25 protein-coding genes are annotated in these 25,033 nt (G+C 67.7%); 11 read left to right on the top strand and 14 right to left on the bottom strand.

Annotated elements, in window-relative coordinates; all coding sequences use genetic code 11:
• The coding region (locus AC5P5V_RS16330; RefSeq protein WP_197616391.1) for an IS3 family transposase at positions 1 to 100 on the top strand (100 nt) is incomplete at its 5' end.
• Positions 101 to 570: 470 nt separating this feature from the next.
• On the opposite strand, the gene AC5P5V_RS16325 is transcribed toward AC5P5V_RS16330, so the two are convergent.
• From AC5P5V_RS16325 to ahpC, 5 genes are all read right to left on the bottom strand, one after another.
• The gene (locus tag AC5P5V_RS16325) at positions 571 to 1,527 is read right to left on the bottom strand and encodes a transaldolase (protein WP_134969130.1); all 957 of its coding nucleotides are present in this window, start codon (positions 1,525 to 1,527) and stop codon (positions 571 to 573) included.
• Between the two features lie 50 nt (positions 1,528 to 1,577).
• Positions 1,578 to 1,982 (bottom strand): nucleoside diphosphate kinase regulator, encoded by a 405-nt coding sequence (gene rnk / locus AC5P5V_RS16320; RefSeq protein ID WP_134969131.1) that lies wholly within the window; start codon positions 1,980 to 1,982, stop codon positions 1,578 to 1,580.
• 123 nt (positions 1,983 to 2,105) lie between these two features.
• Positions 2,106 to 3,068 carry a LysR substrate-binding domain-containing protein gene (locus AC5P5V_RS16315; protein ID WP_049414506.1) on the bottom strand — a complete coding sequence of 321 codons (963 nt, stop codon included), beginning with the start codon at positions 3,066 to 3,068 and terminating at the stop codon, positions 2,106 to 2,108.
• A gap of 85 nt (positions 3,069 to 3,153) precedes the next feature.
• A complete protein-coding gene (gene ahpF / locus AC5P5V_RS16310; protein ID WP_134969132.1) occupies positions 3,154 to 4,746 on the bottom strand; it encodes an alkyl hydroperoxide reductase subunit F in 1,593 nt (530 codons plus the stop codon).
• Between the two features lie 224 nt (positions 4,747 to 4,970).
• Positions 4,971 to 5,534: an alkyl hydroperoxide reductase subunit C gene (gene ahpC, locus AC5P5V_RS16305; RefSeq protein WP_049436466.1), complete on the bottom strand. Its 564-nt coding sequence runs from the start codon at positions 5,532 to 5,534 to the stop codon at positions 4,971 to 4,973.
• 355 nt (positions 5,535 to 5,889) lie between these two features.
• Between ahpC and prmC the strand changes: the two genes are divergently transcribed.
• Together prmC and pip are read left to right on the top strand one after the other, a co-directional pair.
• A complete protein-coding gene (prmC, locus tag AC5P5V_RS16300; protein WP_061480130.1) occupies positions 5,890 to 6,747 on the top strand; it encodes a peptide chain release factor N(5)-glutamine methyltransferase in 858 nt (285 codons plus the stop codon).
• Positions 6,748 to 6,795: 48 nt separating this feature from the next.
• Positions 6,796 to 7,737 (top strand): prolyl aminopeptidase, encoded by a 942-nt coding sequence (gene pip / locus AC5P5V_RS16295; RefSeq protein ID WP_134969133.1) that lies wholly within the window; start codon positions 6,796 to 6,798, stop codon positions 7,735 to 7,737.
• Between the two features lie 149 nt (positions 7,738 to 7,886).
• Here the strand turns inward: pip and AC5P5V_RS16290 are convergent, their stop codons facing one another.
• A complete protein-coding gene (locus AC5P5V_RS16290) occupies positions 7,887 to 8,771 on the bottom strand; it encodes a LysR family transcriptional regulator (RefSeq protein WP_134969135.1) in 885 nt (294 codons plus the stop codon).
• 105 nt (positions 8,772 to 8,876) lie between these two features.
• On the opposite strand from AC5P5V_RS16290, the gene AC5P5V_RS16285 reads away from it, so the two are divergent.
• Positions 8,877 to 10,289, top strand: a complete 1,413-nt coding sequence (locus AC5P5V_RS16285; protein WP_231352557.1) for an MFS transporter — start codon at positions 8,877 to 8,879, stop codon at positions 10,287 to 10,289.
• A 73-nt stretch (positions 10,290 to 10,362) separates the two neighbouring features.
• Here the strand turns inward: AC5P5V_RS16285 and AC5P5V_RS16280 are convergent, their stop codons facing one another.
• From AC5P5V_RS16280 to AC5P5V_RS16265, 4 genes are read right to left on the bottom strand one after another with little or no spacing between them, the layout of a single operon-like run.
• Positions 10,363 to 11,160, bottom strand: a complete 798-nt coding sequence (locus tag AC5P5V_RS16280; RefSeq protein WP_134969298.1) for an N-formylglutamate amidohydrolase — start codon at positions 11,158 to 11,160, stop codon at positions 10,363 to 10,365.
• Positions 11,153 to 11,707 carry an NUDIX hydrolase gene (locus AC5P5V_RS16275; protein ID WP_061480126.1) on the bottom strand — a complete coding sequence of 185 codons (555 nt, stop codon included), beginning with the start codon at positions 11,705 to 11,707 and terminating at the stop codon, positions 11,153 to 11,155. The genes AC5P5V_RS16280 and AC5P5V_RS16275 overlap by 8 nt, the downstream gene beginning before the upstream one ends.
• Positions 11,704 to 12,639, bottom strand: coding sequence for a 5'-3' exonuclease (locus AC5P5V_RS16270; RefSeq protein ID WP_134969297.1), 936 nt, complete (start codon positions 12,637 to 12,639; stop codon positions 11,704 to 11,706). The genes AC5P5V_RS16275 and AC5P5V_RS16270 overlap by 4 nt, the downstream gene beginning before the upstream one ends.
• Complete coding sequence (locus tag AC5P5V_RS16265) at positions 12,636 to 13,217, bottom strand: nitroreductase family protein (protein WP_061480136.1); 582 nt, start codon at positions 13,215 to 13,217, stop codon at positions 12,636 to 12,638. Before AC5P5V_RS16265 ends, AC5P5V_RS16270 begins: the two co-directional genes overlap by 4 nt.
• Before the next feature lie 331 nt (positions 13,218 to 13,548).
• On the opposite strand from AC5P5V_RS16265, the gene pacR reads away from it, so the two are divergent.
• Both pacR and AC5P5V_RS16255 read left to right on the top strand, forming a co-directional pair.
• A complete protein-coding gene (gene pacR, locus AC5P5V_RS16260) occupies positions 13,549 to 15,870 on the top strand; it encodes a PacR family protein (protein ID WP_032953949.1) in 2,322 nt (773 codons plus the stop codon).
• A gap of 51 nt (positions 15,871 to 15,921) precedes the next feature.
• Positions 15,922 to 17,001: an NAD(P) transhydrogenase subunit alpha gene (locus tag AC5P5V_RS16255; RefSeq protein WP_231352559.1), complete on the top strand. Its 1,080-nt coding sequence runs from the start codon at positions 15,922 to 15,924 to the stop codon at positions 16,999 to 17,001.
• Positions 17,002 to 17,103: 102 nt separating this feature from the next.
• Here AC5P5V_RS16255 and AC5P5V_RS16250 read toward each other — a convergent pair whose 3' ends face one another.
• Genes AC5P5V_RS16250 through AC5P5V_RS16240 form a run of 3 tightly spaced genes read right to left on the bottom strand, consistent with a single transcriptional unit; the run spans position 17,104 to position 18,476 of the window.
• Positions 17,104 to 17,565 carry a DUF3106 domain-containing protein gene (locus tag AC5P5V_RS16250; RefSeq protein ID WP_061480123.1) on the bottom strand — a complete coding sequence of 154 codons (462 nt, stop codon included), beginning with the start codon at positions 17,563 to 17,565 and terminating at the stop codon, positions 17,104 to 17,106.
• 3 nt (positions 17,566 to 17,568) lie between these two features.
• On the bottom strand, positions 17,569 to 17,895 hold the full coding sequence (locus AC5P5V_RS16245; protein WP_111201058.1) for a hypothetical protein: 327 nt from the start codon (positions 17,893 to 17,895) through the stop codon (positions 17,569 to 17,571).
• Positions 17,892 to 18,476 (bottom strand): RNA polymerase sigma factor, encoded by a 585-nt coding sequence (locus tag AC5P5V_RS16240; RefSeq protein WP_082783364.1) that lies wholly within the window; start codon positions 18,474 to 18,476, stop codon positions 17,892 to 17,894. Before AC5P5V_RS16240 ends, AC5P5V_RS16245 begins: the two co-directional genes overlap by 4 nt.
• 98 nt (positions 18,477 to 18,574) lie before the next feature.
• On the opposite strand from AC5P5V_RS16240, the gene AC5P5V_RS16235 reads away from it, so the two are divergent.
• A complete protein-coding gene (locus AC5P5V_RS16235) occupies positions 18,575 to 18,895 on the top strand; it encodes an NAD(P) transhydrogenase subunit alpha part 2 (protein WP_005415382.1) in 321 nt (106 codons plus the stop codon).
• Entirely contained in the window at positions 18,892 to 20,352 is a 1,461-nt protein-coding gene (locus AC5P5V_RS16230; protein ID WP_134969499.1) for an NAD(P)(+) transhydrogenase (Re/Si-specific) subunit beta, read from the top strand. The genes AC5P5V_RS16235 and AC5P5V_RS16230 overlap by 4 nt, the downstream gene beginning before the upstream one ends.
• A gap of 111 nt (positions 20,353 to 20,463) precedes the next feature.
• Here the strand turns inward: AC5P5V_RS16230 and AC5P5V_RS16225 are convergent, their stop codons facing one another.
• Entirely contained in the window at positions 20,464 to 20,883 is a 420-nt protein-coding gene (locus tag AC5P5V_RS16225) for a hypothetical protein (protein WP_061480118.1), read from the bottom strand.
• Positions 20,884 to 21,005: 122 nt separating this feature from the next.
• On the opposite strand from AC5P5V_RS16225, the gene sufT reads away from it, so the two are divergent.
• From sufT to AC5P5V_RS16210, 3 genes are all read left to right on the top strand, one after another.
• Complete coding sequence (gene sufT / locus AC5P5V_RS16220) at positions 21,006 to 21,557, top strand: putative Fe-S cluster assembly protein SufT (protein ID WP_005415385.1); 552 nt, start codon at positions 21,006 to 21,008, stop codon at positions 21,555 to 21,557.
• Between the two features lie 59 nt (positions 21,558 to 21,616).
• Positions 21,617 to 22,711 carry a branched-chain amino acid aminotransferase gene (locus AC5P5V_RS16215; RefSeq protein ID WP_061480117.1) on the top strand — a complete coding sequence of 365 codons (1,095 nt, stop codon included), beginning with the start codon at positions 21,617 to 21,619 and terminating at the stop codon, positions 22,709 to 22,711.
• A gap of 410 nt (positions 22,712 to 23,121) precedes the next feature.
• Positions 23,122 to 24,864: a S8 family peptidase gene (locus AC5P5V_RS16210; RefSeq protein ID WP_061480116.1), complete on the top strand. Its 1,743-nt coding sequence runs from the start codon at positions 23,122 to 23,124 to the stop codon at positions 24,862 to 24,864.
• Positions 24,865 to 25,033: the final 169 nt, after the last annotated feature.

Raw genomic sequence — 25,033 nt, 5'->3', positions numbered from 1 at the left:
GGTGGAATACATCCAGTACTACAACGAAGAGCGCATCAAACTGAAACTGAAAGGCCTGAGCCCGGTAAAGTACCGGGAGCAGGCTCAATCGGCCGCCTGACCCCGTCCAAGTCTCGGGGGTCACTTCACCCTGGGGGCTCGGCCACGGCATCCATGCCGTGGACGGTCCCGCCATCTGTACCCGTCCCGCCTCCGATCATTTCCCGGTGACGGTGGGCGAGAGCGTGGGTTACTGACGAACTGAAGAAAAACAAAAAGGACGCGGCGTTTGCCGCGTCCTTTTTGTTTGATCCTGCAGTGCTTTCTGTAGAGCGGAGCCATGCTCCGCTCCAAGCAAGCGAAGCGCGCGACCCGCTGTTGCTCTTCTTTCTTTCTTCCGTGGCGGGCGGCCGCAGGAAACTGTCAGAGGGCGGGCGGGTTGGGTTCGCGGGAGTGTCCGCCGCATGGATGCGGCGGCCAAGCCTCCAGGGATGGATTCACGGCGTCTCCCGCGAACCCAACCCGCCCGACCCAGCACGGCTTTTGCTCTGAGCCCCCCGCCACGAGGGGCTCAGCCGTTGGCCGGAATCCTCACAGTGCCGCGCGGATCCGCTCGCGCAGCGCTTCCAGATCCTTGGCAAACGCCTCGATACCGGTTGCCAGCTTCTCGGTGGCCATCGGATCGGCCGCCAGGTCCGCCGCGAACTTGGCCGCATCGATCGGCGTCACCGCCGCGCCATCGGCGGCACCGGCCACCAGCTTGCGCGGCAGCTCGCCGTGGTCGGCGTCCAGCTTCTCCAGCAGGTCCGGCGAAATCGTCAGGCGGTCGCAGCCGGCCAGTGCTTCGATCTGCGCGGTCGAACGGAACGAGGCGCCCATCACCACCGTCGGCGAACCGCGACGCTTGAATTCGGCATACACGCCGCGCACGAACTTCACGCCCGGGTCTTCATCGATGGTGGCCGGGGCCTGGCCGTTGGCCACGTACCAGTCCAGGATCCGGCCGACGAACGGCGAGATCAGGAACGCCCCGGCTTCGCTGCAGGCCAGCGCCTGGGTCGGGTTGAAGATCAGCGTCAGGTTGCAGTCGATACCCTCGGCCTGCAGGATGCGCGCGGCTTCCACGCCTTCCCAGGTCGCGGCGATCTTGATCAGGATCTTCTCGCGCGGCACGCCGGCATCGGCGTACATCTGGATGAACTGGCGGGCCTTGGCCACGGTGGCAGCGGTGTCGTGAGCCAGGTCGGCATCCACCTCGGTGGACACCCGGCCCGGCACCAGCGTGCTCAGCAGCGCGCCGACGCCGATGGTCAGGCGGTCGGCCACGGCGTGCACCACGGCTTCGCGGTCGCCCGTCTGCTGGCGGCCCCAGGCCAGTTCGCGTTCGATCAGCTCGCCGTAGACCGGCAGGTCCAGCGCCTTCTTCACCAGGGTCGGGTTGGTGGTGCAGTCTACCGGCTGCAGGCGCTTGATCGCCTCGTAGTCACCGGTATCGGCAACAACCACGGACAGTTCGCGCAGCTGGGACAGTTTGGACGGGGTACTCATTACGGCTCCTGGGACAGGGGGATCGAATCGCGCGCGGTGCGCAGCGGTAATCAGGGGCGGTCGTTGTGGACCGCGGTCACGCGCAGGCGCAGCTTGCGGCCGCCGGGCGCGGTCCAGTCGATGCTCTGGCCGATCGAAAGGCCGAGCAGGGCACTGCCGACCGGGGCCAGCACGGAAACCCTGCCTTCATCGACGTTGGCTTCGCGGGGGAAGACCAGGGTCAGGACGTGCTTTTCGCCCGACACTTCATCTTCGCACTCCACGCGCGAATGCATCATGACGATGCCTTCGGGAATCTGGTCCGGTGCCAGCACGGTGGCCCGGTTGAGTTCTTCAGCAAGCGCGAGCGCGGCAGGCGTCTGGCTCAGCGCGGGAGATTCGAGCATGGCGTCCAGGCGGTCCATGTCGAAGGTAGAAACGGTGATCGACGGCGGCAGGCCGCTGGCGGTGTTCATGGTGACGCTCCTTGGTTGAAAGCCATGCAAAAGGCGGCACCTGCTGGCGCCGCCTGTCTGTATTGTGGGGACAAATGCGGCCGGAATCGACTCCTGCCGATTCCAGGCCGGTACGGCGGGGGCTCAGCCGTTCAGCGCGGGGCCGGGCAGGGCCGGTGCATCGCTGCCGGCATCGAGCGCCTCCAGCGTGAACAGCGCCTGCGGCAGACGCTTGAACTGGTCGGCCAGGTCCATCAGGAAGTCGTTCATGGCCGAGCTGCGGCGCCAGATCATGGCGATGCGGCGGCTGGGACGGCCCTCGCCGGTGAAGTCGAGCAGGCGGATGTTGTTCGAGCGCGGCACCGGCGGCTGCACCGACAGGCTCGGCAGCAGGGTGATGCCGACGTCGGCGGCGACCATCTGCCGCAGCGTTTCCAGGCTGGTGGCGCGGAATTCGGACTTCTCGTTGGCGCCGAACAGGCGGCAGACTTCCAGCGCCTGGTCGCGCAGGCAATGCCCGTCTTCCAGCAGCAGCAGCTTCTGCGTCGCCAGTTCCTGCACGTCCAGATGTTCGCGACGAGCCAGCGGGTGGCGACCGGAGACGGCCAGCAGGAACGGTTCCTCGAACAGGAACTCGGCATGCAGCTGGTCGTCGATCACCGGCAGCGCCAGCAATGCAGCGTCGAGCTTGCCTTCGCGCAGGCGGTCCAGCAGCACATCGCTCTTTTCCTCGACCAGCAGCAGTTCCAACTCCGGGAAGCGCTCGCGGATGCGCGGGATCACATGCGGCAGCAGGTACGGGCCGAGGGTCGGGAAGATTCCCAGGCGCACCGTGCCGGCTTCCGGATCGCGGCTGCGTCGCGCCGCTTCCTTCAGCTGTTCCACTTCGGACACGATCACCCGCGCTCGTGCTGCTGCTTCCTGGCCCGCCGGGGTCAGCATCACCTTGCGCGGTGCGCGTTCCACCAGCGGCAGGCCGAGCTCTTCCTCCAGCTTGCGGATCTGCGTGGACAACGTCGGCTGGCTGACAAAGCAGGACGCGGCAGCCCGGCCGAAATGCTTGTGGTCGGCCAGGGCTACCAGGTACTTCAGATCACGTAGGTTCATCCTTACACCCCAGGGGTAACGGACCGGCTGACGGCGTGGTTACCCGACAGGCAGACAATGTTCCCGGTGATCTGGGAACGGTGGATCAGGCCGCTTCAGCAACGGCACCGCTGCTGTTGCTCACCGACGAGCGGATCAGGTGGTCGAACGCGCTCAGTGCGGCGGTGGAACCGGCGCCCATGGCGACGATGATCTGCTTGTAGGGCACCGTCGTGCAATCGCCAGCAGCAAACACACCCGGCAGGTTGGTCTGGCCGCGGTCATCGATGACGATCTCGCCACGCGGCGACAGCGCCACCACATCCTTCAGCCACTCGGTGTTGGGCAGCAGGCCGATCTGCACGAAGATGCCTTCCAGCTCGACGCGGTGGGCATCGCCGCCGATGCGGTCCTTGTAGACCAGGCCGGTGACCTTGCTGCCGTCGCCGAGCACTTCGGTGGTCTGTGCGCTGGTCAGCACGGTGACGTTGCCCAGGCTGCGCAGCTTCTTCTGCAGCACTTCGTCGGCACGCAGGCTGGAATCGAACTCCAGCAGGGTTACATGCGACACGATGCCGGCAAGGTCGATGGCCGCTTCCACACCGGAGTTGCCGCCGCCGATCACCGCCACGCGCTTGCCCTTGAACAGTGGACCATCGCAGTGCGGGCAGTAGGCCACGCCCTTGTTGCGGTACTGGTCTTCGCCCGGCACGTTCATCTGCCGCCAGCGCGCGCCGGTGGATAGGATCACCGAACGCGACTTCAGCACCGCGCCGTTCTCCAGCTGCACCTGCACCAGGCCGTCTTCGCCGGCCGGCACCAGCGCACTGGCGCGCTGCAGGTTCATGATGTCCACCTCGTACTCGCGCACATGCTGCTCCAGCGCCGTGGCCAGCTTCGGGCCTTCGGTCTCCTTCACCGAGATGAAGTTCTCGATCGCCATGGTGTCCAGCACCTGGCCACCGAAACGCTCGGCGGCGATGCCGGTACGGATGCCCTTGCGCGCGGCGTAGATCGCCGCTGCAGCACCGGCCGGGCCACCGCCCACCACCAGCACGTCGAAGGCTTCCTTGGCGGCGATCTTCTCGGCATCGCGCTTGCTGGCGTTGGTGTCCAGCTTGGCCACGATCTGCTCCAGGGTCATGCGGCCCTGGTCGAACACTTCACCGTTGAGGTACACGGTCGGCACCGACATGATCTCGCGCTTCTCGACTTCGTCCTGGAACAGGGCGCCATCGATGGCCACGTGCTGGATGCGCGGGTTGAGCACCGCGGCCAGGTTCAGCGCCTGCACCACGTCCGGGCAGTTCTGGCAGGACAGCGAGAAGTAGGTTTCGAACCTGTACTCGCCTTCCAGGTTCTGCACCTGCTCGATCAGCTCGGCGGTGGCCTTGGACGGGTGGCCGCCGACCTGCAGCAGGGCGAGCACCAGCGAGGTGAACTCGTGGCCCATCGGCAGGCCGGCGAAGGTCAGGTGGATGTCCTGGCCCGGCGTGCCCAGGTCGAAGGACGGCACGCGGCCCTGGCCATCGCGCAGGACCTGCAGCGAGATCTTGTCCGACAGGCTCTCCAGGGTCTGCAGCAGGTCCAGCATTTCCTGCGACTTGGCGCCATCGTCGGCGTGCGCGGTGATCTGGATCGGGCGGGTCACGCGCTCCAGATAGGTCTTCAGCTGCGACTGCAGGTTGGCGTCCAACATCGGGTCATCTCCTGGCTTCAGGCAAACAGGGGGCGTGGCACCGCTGTAGAAGGTAGCGGACCAGCAGGGGGTAGGGGTGAACCCAAGACAGCGACCGTGGAAGGGGCTGGCTGGCCAAAGCTGGCGCGCGTTGGCTGTCTTGGGTTCACCCCCACGCCGGCGGGGGCACCGGCACGGGGATGAAGGCGCGTCGTGGCGTGGGGCCACGGCAGGCCGGTAATGCTTTAGATCTTGCCGACCAGGTCCAGCGACGGGGTCAGGGTCTTCTCGCCTTCCTTCCACTTGGCCGGGCAGACCTGGTTCGGGTTGGCGGCGGTGAACTGGGCAGCCTTCAGCTTGCGCAGGGTCTCGGACACGTCACGGGCGATCTCGTTGGAGTGGATCTCCAGGGTCTTGATCACGCCTTCCGGGTTGATGATGAAGGTGCCGCGCAGGGCCAGGCCTTCTTCCGGAATGTGCACGCCGAAGGCGTTGGTCAGCTGGTGGGTCGGGTCGCCGACCAGCGGGAACTGGGCCTTGCCGACGGCCGGCGAGGTTTCGTGCCACACCTTGTGCGAGAAGTGGGTGTCGGTGGTGACGATGTAGACCTCGGCGCCGGCCTTCTTGAACTCGGCGTAGTGGTCGGCCGCGTCTTCGATCTCGGTCGGGCAGTTGAAGGTGAAGGCGGCCGGCATGAAGATCAGGACGGACCACTGGCCCTTCAGGCTGTTGTCGGAAACCTTGATGAACTCGCCATTGTGGTAAGCGTTGGCTTCGAACGGCTGGATCTGGGTGTTGATGAGGGACATCATTTTTCCTCTGGTGAAGGGGAGTGGGTGAATCGACAGGAGCTAGGTTACCGACTCGCTGGCGATAAGAACAATCCATTGATTGCATCTATTTGATAGATGGAGTCTATCAAAAGGCCATGAGCCAGCACTGAACCATGCCGCTCCCATCCTGCAACTGCTTGTGTGGCAAGGAAAATCGCCCGGGATGTGTGAAGAGGGCTGATAGCCCCTCCTTATACCCTCTGGCGAAACCTGAACGGATTCCAGCTTTTTTGTAGCGTCGAGCCATGCTCGACGGTGGATCTGTAGAGCCGAGCCGATGCTCGGCTGTTCCAGCAGCAGCCGAGCATCGGCTCGGCTCTACAATTGAGACATGTCTTTCCAACCCGAACCCACTCTGCGTCAGGTCGTAGCCGACGCCAGTGCCCGCTTGGGCGGTGTCGACGCCCGCCACGAAGCCGAACTTCTGCTGCTGCATGTACTGGACCGCCCGCGCAGCTGGCTGTTCGCCCATGCCACCGATCCGCTGGCCGCCAATGACCAGGCCGCCTTCGAAGCCTTGCTGGCCCGCCGTGTGGCCGGTGAGCCGGTTGCCTACCTGACCGGGCGCCGCGGTTTCTGGACGCTGGACCTGGAGGTCGACCCGGCCACGCTGATCCCGCGCCCGGAAACCGAGCTGCTGGTCGAGTTGGCGCTGGAGCGACTGCCGCCGGACCAGGCGTTGCAGCTGGCCGACCTCGGTACCGGCAGCGGTGCGATCGCACTGGCACTGGCCAGCGAACGGCCCCGGGCACAGGTGCTGGCCACCGATGCCAGCCCGGGCGCGTTGGCCGTGGCCGCGCGCAATGCCGCCCGCCATGAACTGCGCAACGTGCGTTTCGCCGAGGGCGGGCACGACTGGTATGCGCCGCTACGGGGGGCACGCTTCGACCTGATTGCCAGCAATCCACCCTACATCGCCAGCGATGACCCGCATCTGGAACAGGGCGACCTGCGCTTCGAACCGTCTACCGCGCTGGCCTCGGGCATGGACGGCCTGGATGACATCCGCCGCATCGTCGAGGGTGGCCAGGCCCACCTGCGGCCCGGCGGTTGGTTGCTGATCGAGCACGGTTGGGACCAGGGCGCCGCGATCCGGGCACTGTTCGAGGCGACGGGATTTGCCGAGGTGCAGACCGTGCAGGACCTGGAGCAGCGCGACCGCATCACCCTGGGCCGGCGTCCGGCCTAGAATGGAGGTTCTCCTGCCCCGGCAGGGCATCACCCTGGAGCTGCAAGCATGCGTACGCTGTACCCCGCCATCACCCCCTACGACGTCGGCACCCTGAAGGTCGACGACCGCCACACGCTGTACTTCGAACAGTGCGGCAACCCGGAAGGCAAGCCGGTGGTGATGCTGCACGGTGGCCCGGGTGGCGGCTGCAGCGACAAGATGCGCCAGTTCCACGACCCATCCAAGTACCGCATCATCCTGTTCGACCAGCGCGGTGCTGGCCGTTCCACCCCGCACGCGGATCTGGTGGACAACACCACCTGGGACCTCGTCGCCGATATCGAGAAGCTGCGCGAGCACCTGAAGGTCGATCGCTGGCAGGTGTTCGGTGGCAGCTGGGGCTCGACCCTGGCCCTGGCCTATGCCGAAACCCACCCGCAGCGCGTGACCGAACTGGTCCTGCGCGGCATCTTCATGCTGCGTCGCTGGGAGCTGGAGTGGTTCTACCAGGAAGGCGCCAACCGCCTGTTCCCGGATGCGTGGGAGCACTACCTCAAGCCGATTCCGCTGGTGGAGCGTCATGACCTGATCTCGGCCTTCCACCGCCGCCTGACCAGCGACGACGAAACCACCCGCCTTGAAGCGGCCAAGGCGTGGGCGGTATGGGAAGGGGCGACCAGCTTCCTGCACGTGGACGATGACTTCATCAACAGCCACGAAGACCCGCATTTCGCGCTGGCGTTTGCCCGCATCGAGAACCACTACTTCGTCAACGGCGGTTTCTTCGAGGTGGAAGACCAGCTGCTGCGCGACGCGCACCGCATCGCCGACATCCCGGGCGTGATCGTGCACGGCCGCTACGACGTGGTCTGCCCGCTGGCCAACGCCTGGGACCTGACCCAGGTGTGGCCGAAGGCGAAGCTGGAAATCACCCCGGCCTCGGGCCACTCGGCGTTCGAGGCCGAGAACGTGGATGCGCTGGTGCGCGCCACCGATAGCTTCGCCTGATCGGTAGTGCCGGCCGCTGGCCGGCAACGCCGCACCGTTGGCGCCGGGCATGGCCCGACGCTGCCAACCCCCTCCACGCATGGCGTGGATCTACCGCAGTCCACACGTGAAACGTCTGGATTTGCGCAGGCGCCGGCCAGCGGCGGGCGCTACCAGTCCCCAGCCAGCAATGCGTCGGCCAGTACCTGCAGCTTCGGCGAATGCTGGCGCGACGGTGGGTAGATCAGTGACAGCGCGCGGCTGCGGCCTTCAAACGGCTGCAGCACGCGCAGCAGGCGGCCGTCGGCCAAGGCGTCGGCCACCGCGAAATCCATCACCTGCACGATGCCGATGCCGGCGATCGCCGCTTCCACCAGCGGATCGCCGCTGTCGAACACCATCCGCGTCGGTGGCGTGAAGTCGTGAAGCTGGCCGTCCTGCAGGAACTGCCAGTCCACCAGCCGGCCACTGCGCAGGTTGCGCACCGCCAGGCAGGCATGATCCCGCAAGGCGGCCACATCGTCGGGCGCGCCACAGCGGTCGAGGTAGTCCGGGCTGGCCACCGTCACCCAGCGCAGCGGCCGCAGTGCCCGCGCGACGATGCGCTGGTCGGCGATGACGCCGGTGCGCAGCGCGGCATCGAAACCTTCCTCGACCAGATCGACCAGACGGTCGTTGAGCACGGCTTCCACCTGCAGTTGCGGGTGCTGCTGCAGCATCGGCCCCAGCAGCGGTACCAGCACCTTGCGCCCGAACATCGAGGGCGCACTGATCTTCAGGGTGCCCGAGGGCGTGCACGGACGGTCGGCCAACTGGCGTTCGGCATCCTCGAGACCGCACAGCAGGGGCGCGACCTGATCGACGAACTGGCGACCATCCGGGGTCAGTGCCACGTTGCGGGTGTTTCGCTGCAGCAGCTTCACCCCCAGCGTGGCCTCCAGCCGACTGATCGCGCGCGACAGGCCTGACTGGCTCAGGCCCAGCTGCCCGGCGGCGACGGTGAAACTGCGTGCTTCGGCCACCTGCACCAGCATGCGGACGGCATTGAGGTCCATCGAGGTTCCATTCATGCTGAAAATCATGACAGATATGGCCGGAAAGGGGTTTATTGATAGCTCTGCATCAATGAGACTGCGCTCCCCCACAGCACCGGACCGTCGATGCCTCCCCTCAAGTACCCGCGCTGGGCGCTGGCCCTGCTGGCCACCGCCCAGCTGATCATCGCCCTGGACGCCACCATCATCTTCGTCGCCCTGCATGACATGGGGCGCGCGCTGGAGATCAACGCACAGCAGCTGCAATGGGTGGTCAGTGCCTACACCGTGGCCTTTGGCGGCAGCCTGCTGCTGGGCGGGCGTGCCGCCGACCTGATCGGCCGCCGTCGTTTCTACCGGCTGGGCATGCTGCTGTTCGCACTGGCATCGCTGCTCGGCGCGCTGGCGCCGAACGCCACCCTGCTGATCATCGCGCGTGCGGCGCAGGGCATCGGCGCGGCATTGCTGTTCCCGGCCACGCTGGCGCTGATCAACACGTTGTATGCGGAAGGTCCGGTGCGCAACCGTGCACTTGCGATCTGGAGCATGGCCAGCGCGGTGGGCCTGGCGCTGGGCACGCTGCTCGGTGGCGTGCTGACCCAGGCGTTCGGCTGGCCGGCGGTGCTGGCGGTGATCGTGCCGCTGGCCACCACCTGCGCGGTGGCTGCGGGTGCGTGGTTGCCGGCCGATGGCCCGCGTGCGCAGGGCCGCTCGTTCGATCTGGCCGGCTGCATCACCGTCACTGCCGGCGGCAGCCTGCTGGTCACTACCCTCGTGCAAGGGCCGGAGTGGGGCTGGACTGCGCCGGCCACGCTGGGCTGCCTGCTGCTGTCGGTGCTGCTGCTGGTGGCGTTCGTGCAGATCGAACAGCGCAGCCGCGATCCGCTGATGCAGTTCGCGTTGCTGCGGCTGCCCGGACTGCGCGCGGCACTGGGCCTGACCTTCGCCTTCATGAGCAGCTATGGGGTGCAGTACTACTTCATGGCGCTGTACTTCCAGGACGGCTACGGCTGGAGCCCGCTGCAGGCCGGCATGGCCTTCCTGCCCGCCACCGCGGTGTGCACGGTCGGCATCCAGCTGGCCGAGTGGACGCTGCAGCGCTGGAGCGCGCGCAAGGTGCTGGTGGTCGGGCAGCTGGCCGGCGCCATCGGTATCGCCTGGGTGGCCGCGACGCTGCCGCACGGCGCGAACTTCTGGCCGCTGCTGCCGGGCGTGGTAGTGCTGAGCATCGGCCAGGGCATGACCTGGACCTCGATGTGGATCGTGGCCGGGCAGGGCGTGCCGTCCGCACAGCAGGGTGTTGCATCTGGCATGGCGGCGACCGCGCAGCAGATCGGTGGCGCGCTGGGCCTGGCGGTGCTGGTGATGGTGGCCAATGCCGATGCCGGTACAGCCGGTTCGCCGAGTGCACTGGCCGGGCTGGTGCGCGCCGAATACGGTGCCGCCTTGTTTTCATTGTTCGGCGTGGTGATCGCGCTGGGCCTGCGCCCGGCACCGGCCGAATCGGCCGCCACCGTCTGCCCGGCCAACGAGGCATGATTGAAGGGGTTGCCGTGGAAGGATGTGCCGGCCAGCGGCCGGCACTACCGGTTCGGCATGGATGCACGCGCGTTCAACCCCGCGCCAGCAACTCCGGTTGCAGCGCGCTGAAGATCCGCGCCAACCGCTCGGCCCACGCCTGCTGCCCTGCCATATCGGCAATGAGGTCCTGGCGGATCTCCAGTTCCACGTGCACCAGCCCGCGACCTTCGCCATGCACCGGCACCGCGTAGTCGCTGGTGCTGCTGACCGAATACGGTTCGTTGTCACCCACCACCAGATCGCCTTCGTCGCGCAGTGCCTGCAGCAAGGCATGCGCGAAGCGCGTGTCCTGGTGGTACAGCACGCCGGCGTGCCAGGGCCGCTGCGTGCCGTTCATCACGGGGGTGAAGCTGTGCATCATCACCAGCAGGGTGGGCTGGCCGGCATCACGGCGCGCATCAAGCTCGGTCTCGATGCGTGCATGGTACGGCGCGTGGATCGCATCGATGCGCTGCTGGCGCTGCGCCGCCGACAGCCCGGCATTGCCCGGCACCACGGTGTGGTCGCTCACCTCCGGAATCAGCGTCGGTGAGGCCAGTGGGCGGTTGCAGTCGATCAGCAGCCGCGAGTACGTCTGTTCGATCGCCCAGGCATCGAGCCGTTCGGCCAGTGCACGGGTGGTGCCGGCGATGCCGATGTCCCAGCCGATATGGCGGTCCAGCTCGGCCTGGGGCAGGCCGAGCCCGGTCAGCGCACGCGGCACCTGCTGGCCGGCGTGGTCGGCCAGCAGGAGGTAGGGCGAGACGCCCTGCGCCCGGTGGATCGTGTAGATCGCCGGGTCGTCGGCGCCGAGCAACGCAGGCAGCCTGTGCAGGTCCGCGTCAGCCACGCGGGCGCCCGTCCAGGTGGTGCTCGATCATCCACAGCCCGGCCCAGAGCTTGGCGTCCAGCTCGTAGCCTTCGCCCATCTTCTGCACCAGCCACGCTGCAGCCTCATTGCGTGGAATCTCGTGCACGGTGATGTCCTCGCTGTCATCACCGCCCCCTTCGCCGATGCGGCGCAGGCCGGTGGCGCGCACAAAGGCGATCTTCTCGCTGCTGGCGCCGGAAGACGTCGGGCCGATCATCAGCACTTCGGCGTGATCGGCGGTCCAACCTGTTTCTTCTTCCAGTTCACGCACCGCCGAGACTTCGATCGATTCGCCGGCGTGGATGTCGCCGACCAGGCCGGCCGGCATTTCGATGGTGGGCGCCTGCAGCGGTACACGGAACTGTTCGACGAACAGCACCTTGTCCTCCGGGGTGACGGCGATGATGATCGCGGCCAGGCCACCGGCATGGGTGCGTTCGCTGTATTCCCAGGTACCGCGCACCAGCATGCGCTGGTACTTGCCTTCGTAGACGACGCGCGGGGCTTCGGTATTGCGCTGGCTCATGCGGGCTCGCTGTGGGAGGGAAGAGGATCGGCCACGCCGGCGGCGTCGAACAGCCGGCGGCGGGTCATCGGGCCGAAGCGCAGGGTCTGGCACAGGCCACCGAGCAGCTCTGGATCGGCCGATTGGCGCAGCAGTCCGGGCTGGCTGCCCTCCAACGGCGCGTCCAGCGCGATGGTGGTCAGCTGGCGCCAGAGCTGGGCGTGCTCGCGCTGCTCGCGCAGCCGCACTGCCATCTGTGCAGCGCCACGCAGGCGCAGGAACGGCACTTCGTCCAGTCGTTCGAACAGCGCATCCATGCTGCCGAAATGGGCCAGCAGCACGGCGGCCGATTTGCTGCCGACGCCACTGATACCGGGAATGTTGTCCACCGCATCGCCACACAGCGCCAGGTAGTCGGCGATCTGGTGGGCGTGCACGCCGTGCCGCGCCTTCACCCCGGCCACGTCCCAGCGCTGGTTGCGGGCGTAGTCCCACTGCTCGTCATGGTCGACCAGCAGCTGCGACAGGTCCTTGTCGGCGGAGATGATCACGCCGCGATGGCTGCTGCGGTGGACGTGCAGGGCACTGCCGATCAGGTCGTCGGCCTCGTAGTCGTGGTGGGCCAGGACCGCAAGGCCCAGCGCCGCGCACAGCGCCTTGCAGTGCACGAACTGGCGTTTGAGCGCCTCCGGTGCCGGCTCGCGGTTGGCCTTGTAGGCCGGATACAGCCGATGGCGGAAACCGCTGTCGAGCGCTTCGTCGAAGGCGATGGCGATGTGCCGCGGGCGCTCGCGCTCGAGCAGGTCCAGCAGGAAGCGGGCGAAGCCGTGCACCGCATTGGTGGGCCAGCCCTGTGCGTCCTGGAACTGGTCTGGCAGTGAATGCCAGGCACGGAACACGTAGATGCTGGCATCAACCAGGTACAGCGACGGCGGGGCGGCCGGCGGGGTCATGCTGGGGGCGTCCAGTCGCGCAGCAGGGCCGCCGGGTCGGGGCGCTCGCGTTCGGGTACGTCGGCCTTGGGCGTACCGATGTGGATGAAGCCGGCGATGCGTTCGCCGTCGACCAGGCCCAGGTGGGCCTGCACGGCCGGATCGAAGGCCATCCAGGCGGTCAGCCACTGCGCGCCGAAACCCAGCGCCTGCGCGGCCTGCAGCAGGGCGAAACAGACGCAGCCGGCGGTCATCAGCTGTTCCTGTTCGGGCACCTTCGGGTCCGGCCGCGGGCTGGCCACCACCACGATCACCAGCGGTGCGTGGCTGAAACGCTGGCGGTCCTTCTCGAACACGGCCTCGCCCGCATGTGGGTCGCGCTGGCGGCTGCGTTCAGCCAGGAACTCGCCCAGAGTGTGACGTGCATCGCCTGCGATTTTCAGGAAGCGGAACGGCACACGCTTGCCGTGGTCGGGCACGCGCACCGCCGAGGCCAGCATCCGCTGCAGGGTGGCCGGGTCCGGCCCGGGCTCGCCCAGTTGCCGCGAGGGCACCGAGCGGCGGGCATCCAGGGCGAGCAGGGCGGCAGGGTCGGGCATGGAGGCTGAACCGGTCATCACGGGCGTTTGATTATAGTCGGGGTGGTCAATGACGCCGTTTGTGTCGCGTCCGGCCCTTGAATACCAAACTGTGATGAACATCATGCCACTGGCGGGAAACGGACAGCCGCTTCCCCTCGCCTCGTGGGCCTTGCACGGCTTACGATATCTGTCTTGCCGGGCCGCCGGTCATGAGGTTTGAAGTGAGGACTGTTTCACTGTCCGTGACGGGCTGGCCGGCCTACCATCGACGTTCCGGTACATGGGGTGTGCCGGAAGCCGCGATGTCCATGCTGTCTGTCGTACCAGAGAAGGTGGGGAGCCTTCCCGAATGATGAGCGTGCCCACACCGATGGGATCGCCGGGCCGTGACCCGGCCCAGCTCCAGCGTGCCCGGGACATGGTCCTGCCCGCGCTGTGCCAGGCCTTCGGGGCGGCACTGGCGCGTTTCGACGATGCCCTGTTCGACCGCGCCGGCAATGCCGGCTCGTCGCAGTTGCTGTTCCTGGACGCGATGCGCGAACTGCGCCGGCGCCGTGAGGACATCGCGGCTGCTTTCGCAGGCCACCTGCAGCAGGCCTGGGCCGCATTGGAGGCTGGTGAGCCGCTGTCAGCCGAGGCGACCCTGTCCGGGCCGGCCGAGGATGGGCTCAGCCTGCTGGCCGAGCATGTGCTGGAATCCCGGTTGGCGGTGCGCAATTTCGCCACTGTGTTGCTGCGTGACTTCAAGCCGGTGCTGGCGCGGCTGGATCGCCGCCTGGGCCGGTTGATCGGTGGCGCGGAACTGGACGCCGACCACAATCCGATCAGCCCCGAACACCTGGGCGTGGCCATCCACGAAGCCTTTGCCGGCTGTGAACTGGCCCCGGAAGTGCATCTGGTGCTGATCAAGCTGTGCGAGCGCGACCTGCGTGCACCGGTCGGTCGCATCTACGAGAAGCTGGACGAGCAGCTGGCCGCAGCCGGCGTGATGTCGCAGATGGGGGCTCCGCAGCGCCCACAACCGCCGGCACCGGATCCGCGCATGGCCGGCATGCTGGATGACCTGGTCGAGCATCGCCACGGCGCGGGCGTCGATCCGGGGTTCAGCGATGACGAGCAGGCTGCACCGGCCTGGGCGCAGCGCTTCGCCGCCCGCTGGTCCGAGCGCCGCGGGCATATGCAGCAGCACCTGGGCGGCGATGACGGCGCCACCGGCGAGGCCTACGCTGGCCAGCAGGGCATGCTGCTGGAAGCGCTGCACGAACTGCTGCAGCAGACCCGCCACGTGCGTGAGGACGCCACGTCTGCGGCACAGGTGGCGGTTGGCCAGCAGCGCCCGCTCAGCCAGCGCGAAATGATGTCGGTGCTGTCGCTGCTGCAGGCCACGCCCAGCGCCACCCTGCGCGCGGCCATCGGCGAGGACGGCGAATCGCTGGCGCAGCGCCTGAAGAGCGAAGTGCTGTCCAGCGCCACCCAGCTTGGCGTCGATCCGGGCCAGACCCGGCTGGACCCGCAGGATGAGGACGCCATCGACCTGGTCGGCATGCTGTTCGACGTGATGCTGGACGAGCGTGAACTGGAAGGCCGCTCGCGCGAACTGATCGGCCGCCTGGTGGTGCCTTTCGTCAAGGTCGCCATGCTCGACCGCCGCATGTTCGTGCAGAAGACCCACCCGGCGCGCAAGCTGCTCAACTCGCTGGCCGAGGCCTGCGAGGGCAACACCGGCGAGAGCCAGGCCGAGCGCATGCTGATGGCCAAGGTCGAAGAGATCATCGAGCGCCTGGTGGCCGAGTTCAACGAGAACCTGGCGATCTTCCTGACCCTGGAAGAGGAATTCCGCGAGTTCCTGGTGCAGCATCGTCGCCGCGTGGAAATCGCCGAGCGCCGTGCCGCAGAAACGCAGCGCGGCCAGGAAAAGCTGGAAATGGCCCGCAGCCGGGCCGGTGCGGAACTGGACCGCCGCATCGGTGACGCCACGCTGCCGCCGGCCATTGCCGAGTTCCTGCGCCAGCCGTGGCAGCATCATCTGACCCTGGCGCTGCTGCGCGAGGGAGAAGAAGGCGCGTCGGTGGCCGAGGCATTGAGCCTTGGCGATGGCCTGCTTGAGGAAGTGGCCGAGGCCCGCCGCCAGATCGTCGGCAAGCCGTGGCTGCAGGCCTGGCAGCCGGTGCTGGCCAAGGTGTTTGCCAGCGTCGGCGTGCACGGCGATGCGGCCACCGCCGCGATTGATGCCCTGCATGACACCCTGCAGGGCATCGCCGAATCGCGGCCGGAACTGCAGCGTGCGCTGCCGGAGCTGCCGCAGGTTGCCTTGCCGGCGCCGCCAGTGGCTGAATCGCCGGCGGTTGAGCTTGGCGGACAGATTGATGCCGACGATTTCGACAACGCCGATGCCGACCGCTTCCGCCGCATGGAAATCGGCAACTGGCTGGACTTCGTCGACAAGGATGGCAAGGTGCAGGCGGGCAAGCTGTCCTGGGTCAGCCCGATTTCCTCGCGCCTGCTGTTCGTCAACCGTCGCGGCGTGCGCTTCTGCGTGGCCTCGCCGGAAGAGCTGGCGGTGATGATGCGGCTGGGCCGCCTGCGTGCCCACGTTGATGATGGCGCCTTCGACAGCGCCATGCAGGGCGTGATCGATCGCCTCGACCCCGGCAGCGCCACGCTGCACTGAGCGGGGGCTGCCTGCTAGGATCGGGAAACTCACCGATCAGCGGGGACCTGCATGGCCGTGGCGTTGCTGGGTATGAAGGAGACCGCGCCGGGCGAACGGCGCGTGGCACTGACGCCGGAGACCGCGCGCAGGCTCGGGGCCTTGGGCATTGCCGTCTGGTATGAGGCGGGCGCGGGTTTGGCCGCTGGTTTCACCGACGCCGCCTATGACGATGCCGGTGCACGCGTCTTCGACGCGGGCCGCTGGGCCGAGATCGATATCCTGCTGTGCGTGCAGGCCCCGCCTGCGGCGGTGCTGGAACAGCTCAAGCCCGGCGCCAGCGTGGTCGGCCTGCTGGCCCCGACCAGCGATCCGGCGCTGGCCGCGCTGGCGGCCGATGGTCGCCTGCAGCTGTTCCCGCTGCAGCAGCTGCCGCGCACCACCCGTGCGCAGGCGATGGATGTACTCAGTTCGCAGGCCGGCATGGCCGGCTACAAGGCGGCGCTGATCGCCGCCGAACGCGCGCCGCGCTTCTTCCCGATGCTGACCACTGCGGCCGGCACCGTGCGGCCGGCCAAGGTGCTGGTGATCGGTGCCGGCGTGGCGGGCCTGCAGGCCATCGCCACTGCGCGCCGCCTCGGTGCACAGGTGGAAGGCTTCGACGTGCGCCCGGAAACCCGCGAGCAGATCCAGTCACTGGGTGCACGCTTCCTCGACCTCGGGGTCAGCGCGGCGGGCGAGGGAGGCTATGCGCGGGCGCTGACCGATGACGAGCGCGCCGAGCAGCAGCGTCGGCTGGCCGACCACCTGCGCAGTGTGGACGTGGTGATCTGCACGGCTGCGGTACCCGGCCGCCCGGCGCCGACCATCGTGACCGCTGCGATGGTGGAAGGCATGGCCACCGGCAGCGTCATTGTTGATCTGGCAGCGGAAAGCGGCGGCAACTGTGCACTGACCCTGCCGGGGCAGTGCATCGAACACCAGGGCGTGACCATCGACGGTCCGCTGGGCCTGGCCAGCCGCGGCGCGACCCAGGCCAGCGAAATGTATGCACGCAATCTGCTGAACTTCGTCGCGCTGTTCGTGCGCGAGGGCCAGCTGGCGTTCGACTGGGACGACGAACTGCTGGCGAAGACACGCTGGCAGGCGTGAACCTCATGTGGCTCCTGTAGAGCCGAGCCCATGCTCGGCTTGCGCAGGCGCGATGGAGCAGCAGAGCGTGGGCTCGGCTCCACAAAGGGTTGAACGTTGCCTTTACCGCGGCTTCGCCGGCGGCGGGTTCTCCCGCACCCAGTCCTTGCGCTGCTCCGGCGTCATTTGTGACCAGCGCTCGCGCAGTGCGTCGCGCTGCGCGGGCGGCAGATCCCGCATCTGACCGAACAGGGCCCGGGCCTGCTCACGCTGTTCCGGGCTCATGTGCTCGAAGCGGCGCAGGCCGCGGCGGGCCTTGTCGCGTTCCTCCGGGCTCATCGATTGCCAGCGCTGGCCATGCGAGAGCATGCGCTGGCGCTGGCCGGCATCGGCGCTGTTCCAGCGGTCGCGCAGCGGCGCCAGCAGGGACTCACGCTGGGATTCGCTCAGCTGCTCCCACGCAGGCAGCGTGGCGCCCGGCGCAGGGCGTGCAGCAGGCGCGGGCGCTGCGCTCTGCGCCAGTACCGGGAAGACCGGCAGCAGCAACAGGGTCAACAGCAGCGGCAGGGTATGCAGTCGGGACATGGTTCACTCCATCGCCAGGTCGGTATCGCCCAGCCACAGGTACAGATCGGGATTTTCGTCGTACAGGGCGCTGTTGTCTTCCACCGAGGCCAGCACCGGTGCCGGCACGGCGGGCGACAGGGGGCTGTGGCCGCTGAACTGCAGGCCGATCCCCAGCGCCACCACCAGAGAGCAGGCGCTGGCCAGCCACCAGCGCCAGCGCCCGTGACGGGCCGCGCTGGCGCCGTGGCGCGCCAGGCGCAGCCGTGCCAGCGTGGCCGGCGACAGCGCCTGCAGCGACTGCGCGTGCAGGTCGCGCAGGGTGTCATCGGAAGGCAGGGAGCGGTTCACGGGTGGGTCTCCAGGTAGTCCTGCAGCGCCTGCCGGGCGCGTGCCAGATGGGTTTTTACCGCGCCTTCGCTGCAGCCCATGGCGCGGGCGGTGGTGGCCCCGTCCAGGTCCTGCAGCACGCGCAGGGTGAAGGCCTCGCGCTGGCGTGCGGGCAGGGTACGCAGCGCCTGCACCAGTTGCTGGTACTGCTGGCGCTGTTCGTGCGCCTGCGCCGGGTCCGGGCCGGGGTCGGCCCAGTCGATCCCGACTCCGTCGGCGTCCTGGTTGTCGCGCCAGAACGGCAGGCGGAAACGGCGCCGGCGCTGCAGGTCGATCACGCGGCGGCGCAGGATGCTCCAGAACAGGGGCGCCCATTCGGCCGCCGGCTTGTCGGCGTAGTCCAGCATGCGCATCAGCGCGTCCTGCACCGCGTCCATGGCGTCTTCGCGCTGGCGCAGGCCGGCCTCGGCGAAACGGAACGCGCGCGGGCCGACGCTGGCCAGGAACGCCTCCAGCGATGCCGGCAGGGCATCGGTGTCGGCGCTCGGGGGGACGGGGCTGCTCACCAGCACAGGGTACGGTTCCTCGCTCGGGCTCACCATCGACAACGCGTGAGCGTCGCCGCGGTTGACGCCGGGTGCGCGCCGGGTTCAGCCCGTGGTTATGATGGGCCGACGAAGACAGAGCGGGAGCGTTGCCAGTGAGTGACGGGTTCGTAGCGCTGTACATCTTCATGCTGGCGGCCATCGCCGGCCACGTGATCATTTCGCGGGTGCCGGTGATCCTGCATACCCCGCTGATGTCGGGTTCCAACTTCATCCACGGCATCGTGCTGATCGGCGCGATGGTGGTGCTGGGGCACGCGCAGACGCCGCTGGAAAAGGCGCTGGGCTTCCTTGCCGTGGTGCTCGGTGCCGGCAATGCCGCCGGTGGCTACGTGGTCACCGCGCGCATGCTGGAGATGTTCAAGCCGAGCGCGCCCAAGGGCGGCAGGGACGAACCGAAGGAGCCACAGGCTTGAACATCAGCACCGTCGAACTGCTCGACTGGCTGGTCAAGGCCAGCTACCTCGTCGCCGCCACGCTGTTCCTGCTGGGTCTGCAGCGCATGGCTTCGCCGCTGACCGCGCGCAGCGGCATCCGCTGGGCCGGGCTGGGCATGCTGCTGGCCACGGTGGCGACCTTCTTCCTGCCTGAACTGCACAACGTGCCGCTGATCCTGGTCGCACTGCTGCTGGGCGCGGGCCTGGCCTGGTGGTCGGCCGGCAAGGTGGCCATCACCGACATGCCGCAGATGGTGGCGTTGTACAACGGCATGGGCGGTGGCTCGGCGGCGGCGATCGGTGCGGTGGAACTGCTGCGCTATGCCTTCCTTGCCAACCGCGATACCCGCCATTGGAGCGAGCAGGCGCTGGCCGACCTGGCCGCACGGCAGCCGTCGGGCATGGTGCTGCTGCTGGCGGTGGTCGGCGCGGCGATCGGTGCGGTGTCGCTGTCCGGCTCGGTGATCGCCTGGGCCAAGCTGGATGGGCGCCTGGACAAGCGCGTGACCTGGCCCGGCCAGCAGGTGATGAACCTGCTGGTGGCACTGGCGGTGGTGGTGCTGGCGATCATCGCCGCGAGCACGCTCAACACCTCGGCAATCGTCGCCTTCTTCGTGCTGGCACTGGCGCTGGGCGTGCTGATGACGCTGCCGATCGGTGGCGCCGACATGCCGGTGGTGATCTCGCTGTACAACGCATTCACCGGCCTGGCGGTGTCCTTCGAAGGTTATGTGCTGGGCAATGAGGCGCTGATCATCGCCGGCATGATGGTCGGCGCGGCCGGCATCCTGCTGACCCGGTTGATGGCCAAGGCAATGAACCGGCCGATCCGCAACGTGCTTTTCTCCAACTTCGGCGGCGGTGCCGGAGGCGAGGCACAGGCGATCACCGGCGCGCAGAAGCCCATCGAAGCGTCGGACGTCGCGGCGATGATGGCCTTTGCCGAGCGCGTGGTGATCGTGCCCGGCTACGGCATGGCGGTGGCGCAGGCCCAGCACAAGATCTGGGAACTGGCGCAGCGGCTGGGCCAGCGTGGCGTGAAAGTGAAGTTCGCGATCCACCCGGTGGCCGGGCGCATGCCCGGGCACATGAACGTGCTGCTGGCCGAGGCCGGCGTGCCCTACGACCTGATCGCCGACATGGACGACATCAACCCCGAATTCGCCAATACCGACGTGGTGCTGGTGATCGGTGCCAACGACGTGGTCAATCCGGTGGCGCGGACCGACCCGGCCAGCCCGATCTACGGCATGCCGGTGCTGGACGTGGTCAACGCGCGCAACGTGGTGGTGATCAAGCGCGGCAAGGGCACCGGTTTTGCCGGCATCGAGAATGCGCTGTTCTACGCCGACAACACCCGCATGCTCTATGGCGACGGCGCCGAAGCGGCGGCCTCGCTGGTGAGCGAGCTGAAGGCGCTCGACGGCGGGCATTGAGGCCGTACCGGTAGCGCCGGGCCATGCCCGGCGGCGTTTCGTGCGGACCGCTGCGCTCGCCGGGCATGGCCCGGCGCTACCCTCATCCACGCGTGGCGTGAATCTGCGCGCTCAGCGCGCCAGCCAGGCGCCCACGGCCACGCCCAGGGCCAGCCACAGCCATTCCATTGCGCCATTGGCGAGGGTGATCAGGGTCCAGGCCAGGTGCGGGCCCATCCGCATCGTGGCGTCCCACAGATCCAGGCCGATCGAGCCGCCCATCCAGGCGCTGGCGATGGCCCAGTTGGCCACGGCGGCCACCAGCAGGGTGCCGAGCACGACCAGGGCGACGCGCAGCCGGCCTGGGCCCAGCGTGCCCAGGCGCAGCATGAACACCAGTTCCAGGGCGGCCAGCACCGCCATCCAGCCGACCTGCCGGCCGGTCATCAGCGCCAGGACCATCCAGGCGAGGGGAGCGACAAACAGGCCCAGCAGCAGCATGAGGGGCCAGAGCCAGGTCACGGTCCTGGCACGCGCGGCATTGGAGGACATCGAAGCTCCCAGAAGATCACCCACAGGATACTGTGGTTTGCCGCAGTGCACCGGCGGTGCGGGGGCGGCTGGGCTAGAATGCCGTCTTGCGTGGCCTCGGCCACGGCCCCATATCGGTCCCCATGTATTCCCGTAGCAGCGAACCTGTCCACTTCGAACGCGATTGCGAGGCCGTGATGGTCCCGCAGGGCGACACCGTGACCCTGCCCGCCGGCAGCTATGGGTACATCACCCAGGCGCTGGGCGGCAGTTATTCGGTGTTCGTCGAGGGCAACCTGTTCCGCATCGCCGGCAAGGACGGCGATGCCATCGGCAAGGAGGCACCGGCGCCGCTCGAGCTGCCGGCCGACGCCACCGATGAACAGGTGGAGCAGCTGGTGTGGCAGCAGCTGCGCACCTGCTTCGATCCGGAAATTCCGGTCAACATCGTGGAACTGGGCCTGGTCTATGAAGTCGAGATCAAGCACCTGGATGAGGGCAAGCGCGAGATCGACGTGAAGATGACCCTGACCGCCCCGGGCTGCGGCATGGGCGAGATCCTGGTCGACGACGTGCGCAGCAAGCTTGAAATGATCCCGACGGTGGCCGAGGCCGACGTCGACCTGGTGTTCGACCCGCCGTGGAACCAGCACATGATGTCCGAGGCGGCCCGGCTCGAGACCGGCATGCTTTGACCCACGGCCCGCAGTGACGCGGGCCCGGCATTACCCGCAACCAGAACAGGAAATCTCCGGTGTCCCAGTCCATTCCCAGCTTCGCCGTCACCCGTTCGGACCACCCGCGCAGCGCTGAAGAGCGCGCCCAGATCCTGGAGAAGCCGGGCTTCGGCCTGCACTTCACCGACCACATGGTGGAAGTGCGCTGGGACAAGGATGCCGGCTGGCACAACGCCAACGTGCGCGCCTACGGCCCGCTGCAGCTGGACCCGGCCGCCGCCGTGCTGCATTACGGCCAGGAAATCTTCGAAGGCATCAAGGCCTACCGTCATGCCGACGGTTCGATCTGGACCTTCCGCCCGGATGCCAACGGCCGTCGCCTGCAGCGTTCGGCGCAGCGCCTGGCGTTGCCGGAACTGCCGGTGGAGATCTTCGTCGAATCGCTGAAGCAGCTGATCGCCGTCGACAGTGACTGGGTGCCTTCGGCCGATGAGTCGAGCCTGTATTTCCGCCCGTTCATGATCGGCGATGAGGCCTTCCTCGGCGTGCGCGGCGCGCACAAGGCCGGCTACTACGTCATCGCCAGCCCGGCCGGCCCGTACTTCGCCAAGGGTGTTGCCCCGGTGTCGATCTGGCTGTCCACCGAGTACGCGCGTGCGGCCAAGGGCGGCACCGGTGCCGCCAAGTGCGGTGGCAACTACGCCGCCTCGCTGCTCCCGCAGCAGAAGGCGCAGGCGCAGGGCTGCTCGCAGGTACTGTTCCTCGACCCGGTCGAAGGCAAGTACCTGGAAGAACTGGGCGGCATGAACGTGTTCCTGGTCTACAAGGACGGCACGCTGGTCACCCCGGAACTGTCGGGCAGCATCCTCGAGGGCATCACCCGCGAGAGCATCCTGCAGCTGGCCCGCGACCGTGGCATGAAGGTCGAAGAACGCAAGGTCAGCATCGACGAGTGGAAGGACGGCGTTGCCTCCGGTGCGATCAGCGAAGTGTTTGCCTGTGGCACCGCCGCGGTGGTCACTCCGATCGGCCAGCTGAAGGGCGAGGGCTTCTCGGTGGGCGACATCAACGCGCCGGCCGGCGAAGTGACCATGTCGCTGCGCAAGGAACTGACCGATATCCAGTACGGCCGCCTGCCGGACCGCCACAACTGGCTGGTCAAGCTGGGCTGATCGCCCAACGCTGAACTGTAGAGCCGAGCCGACGCTCGGCTGCTCTTCCGGAAAGCCCGTCCCCGTGACGGGTTTTCTGCGTTGTGGGCCCGGGGCCGAACGCCGATGTCGGCAAAGTCATTCCAGGACACGTGACGACCCGGTCAGGTCTGTGCAGGACACGAGGAAGTTCCTTCACCTTCACAAACCCTTGACCCTAAAAGTCTCAGAACGAACATTTCATCTTGCTGAAAAGACGCTGAAAATCTTGTGGTGTCCGGTTTCGGCCATTAGCGTCATATGTACGGCGGATCGTTAGGGGGATCCGCTGACTCATCGGACTTCGAACCTCGCCAACGCAAGCCAGCCCAGGGTTCGGGCCGGTGCTTCTGCCGATTCCGGCATTCACACCACAAGAAAGGGAAATACTGATGTCCCAGGTAACGCAACCGCGTGTGCGTCGAGTGTGGGTGGTCCTTGGTGCGTCCGTTCTGTCATCGCTGCTGCTGGCCACGCCTGCGCTGGCCGGTGACGTCCAGCTCAGCGGCCTGCAGTCCGCGCCGACGCACCAGCGCTTCATCGTGAAGTACCGCGACGGCAGTGCGCCGGTGGCCAACACCACCGCACTGGCCTCTTCGCTGAAGACTGCCGCCGCCGGCCTGGCCAGCAGCCAGGGCCGCGCGCTGGGCCTGCAGGAGGTCCGCAAGCTGGCCGTTGGCCCGACCCTGGTCAGGACCGATCGCCCGCTTGACCAGGCCGAATCCGAGCTGCTGATGCGCAAGCTCGCCGCCGACCCGAACGTGGAATACGTCGAAGTCGACCAGATCATGCGTGCGACGCTGACCCCGAATGACACCCGCTTCAGCGAGCAGTGGGGCTTCGGTACCTCCAACGCGTCGATCAACGTGCGGCCGGCCTGGGACAAGGCCACCGGCACCGGCGTGGTGGTGGCCGTGATCGATACCGGCATCACCAACCATCCCGATCTCAACGCCAACATCCTGCCTGGCTATGACTTCATCAGCGATGCCGCGATGGCGCGCGATGGCGGTGGCCGCGACAACAACCCGAATGACGAGGGCGACTGGTACGGCGCCAACGAGTGCGGCTCGGGCATCCCGGCCTCCAACTCCAGCTGGCACGGTACCCACGTCGCCGGCACCGTGGCGGCGGTGACCAACAACAGCACCGGCGTGGCCGGTACTGCGTTCAATGCCAAGGTCGTCCCGGTGCGCGTGCTGGGCAAGTGCGGCGGTTACACCTCCGACATCGCCGACGCGATCGTGTGGGCCTCTGGCGGCACCGTCAGTGGCGTGCCGGCCAACGCCAACCCGGCCGAGGTCATCAACATGTCGCTGGGTGGTGGCGGCACCTGCTCGGCCACCTACCAGAACGCCATCAACGGCGCGGTCAGCCGTGGCACCACCGTGGTGGTCGCCGCCGGCAACAGCAACACCAACGTGTCCTCGTCGGTGCCGGCCAACTGCGCGAACGTGATCGCGGTGGCGGCCACGACCTCGGCCGGTGCGCGTGCCAGCTTCTCCAACTACGGCGCCGGCATCGACATTTCCGGCCCGGGCCAGAGCATCCTGTCCACCCTCAACACCGGCACCACCACGCCGGGCAGCGCCACCTATGCGTCCTACAACGGCACCTCGATGGCGGCGCCGCACGTGGCCGGCGTGGTTGCGCTGATGCAGTCGGTGGCGCCGAGCGCACTGAGTCCGGCACAGGTCGAAAGCATCATCAAGAGCACTGCACGCCCGCTGCCGGGCGCCTGCTCGGGTGGCTGCGGCGCCGGCATCGTCGACGCCAACGCGGCCGTGGATGCGGCGATCAACGGCGGTGGCAACCCGAACCCGGGTGGCAACGTGCTGCAGAACAACGTGCCGGTGACCGGCCTGGGCGCCGCGACCGGTGCCGAGCTGAACTACACCGTCGCCGTTCCGGCCGGTAGCAGCCAGCTGCGCGTGACGATCAGTGGCGGCAGCGGCGATGCCGACCTGTACGTGCGCCAGGGCAGTGCCCCGACCGATACCAGCTACACCTGCCGTCCGTACCTGAGTGGCAACAGCGAGACCTGCACCATCAACAGCCCTGCCGCTGGCACGTGGTATGTGCGGGTGAAGGCCTACAGCACCTTCTCGGGCGTGACCCTCAACGCCCAGTACTGAGCCCAAGTCCCTCTCCAAGGGCACGCCCTGGCTTCGGCCGGGGCGTTCTTGCTTCTGTGGGGCCGAGCCCATGCTCGGCTGCTCTGGCTGCGGACCGTTGTGCCGCGCTGGCACGCGGTTGCCGAGCATGGCTCGGCACTACAAGGGCAGCGCTCTGGCAGGTGCCGAG

It is taken from the genome of Stenotrophomonas sp. YJH_SMC_130 (genome assembly GCF_059369035.1).
The sequence above is the reverse complement of the archived record's forward strand: the minus strand, read 5'-3'. Positions and strand labels throughout refer to the sequence as shown.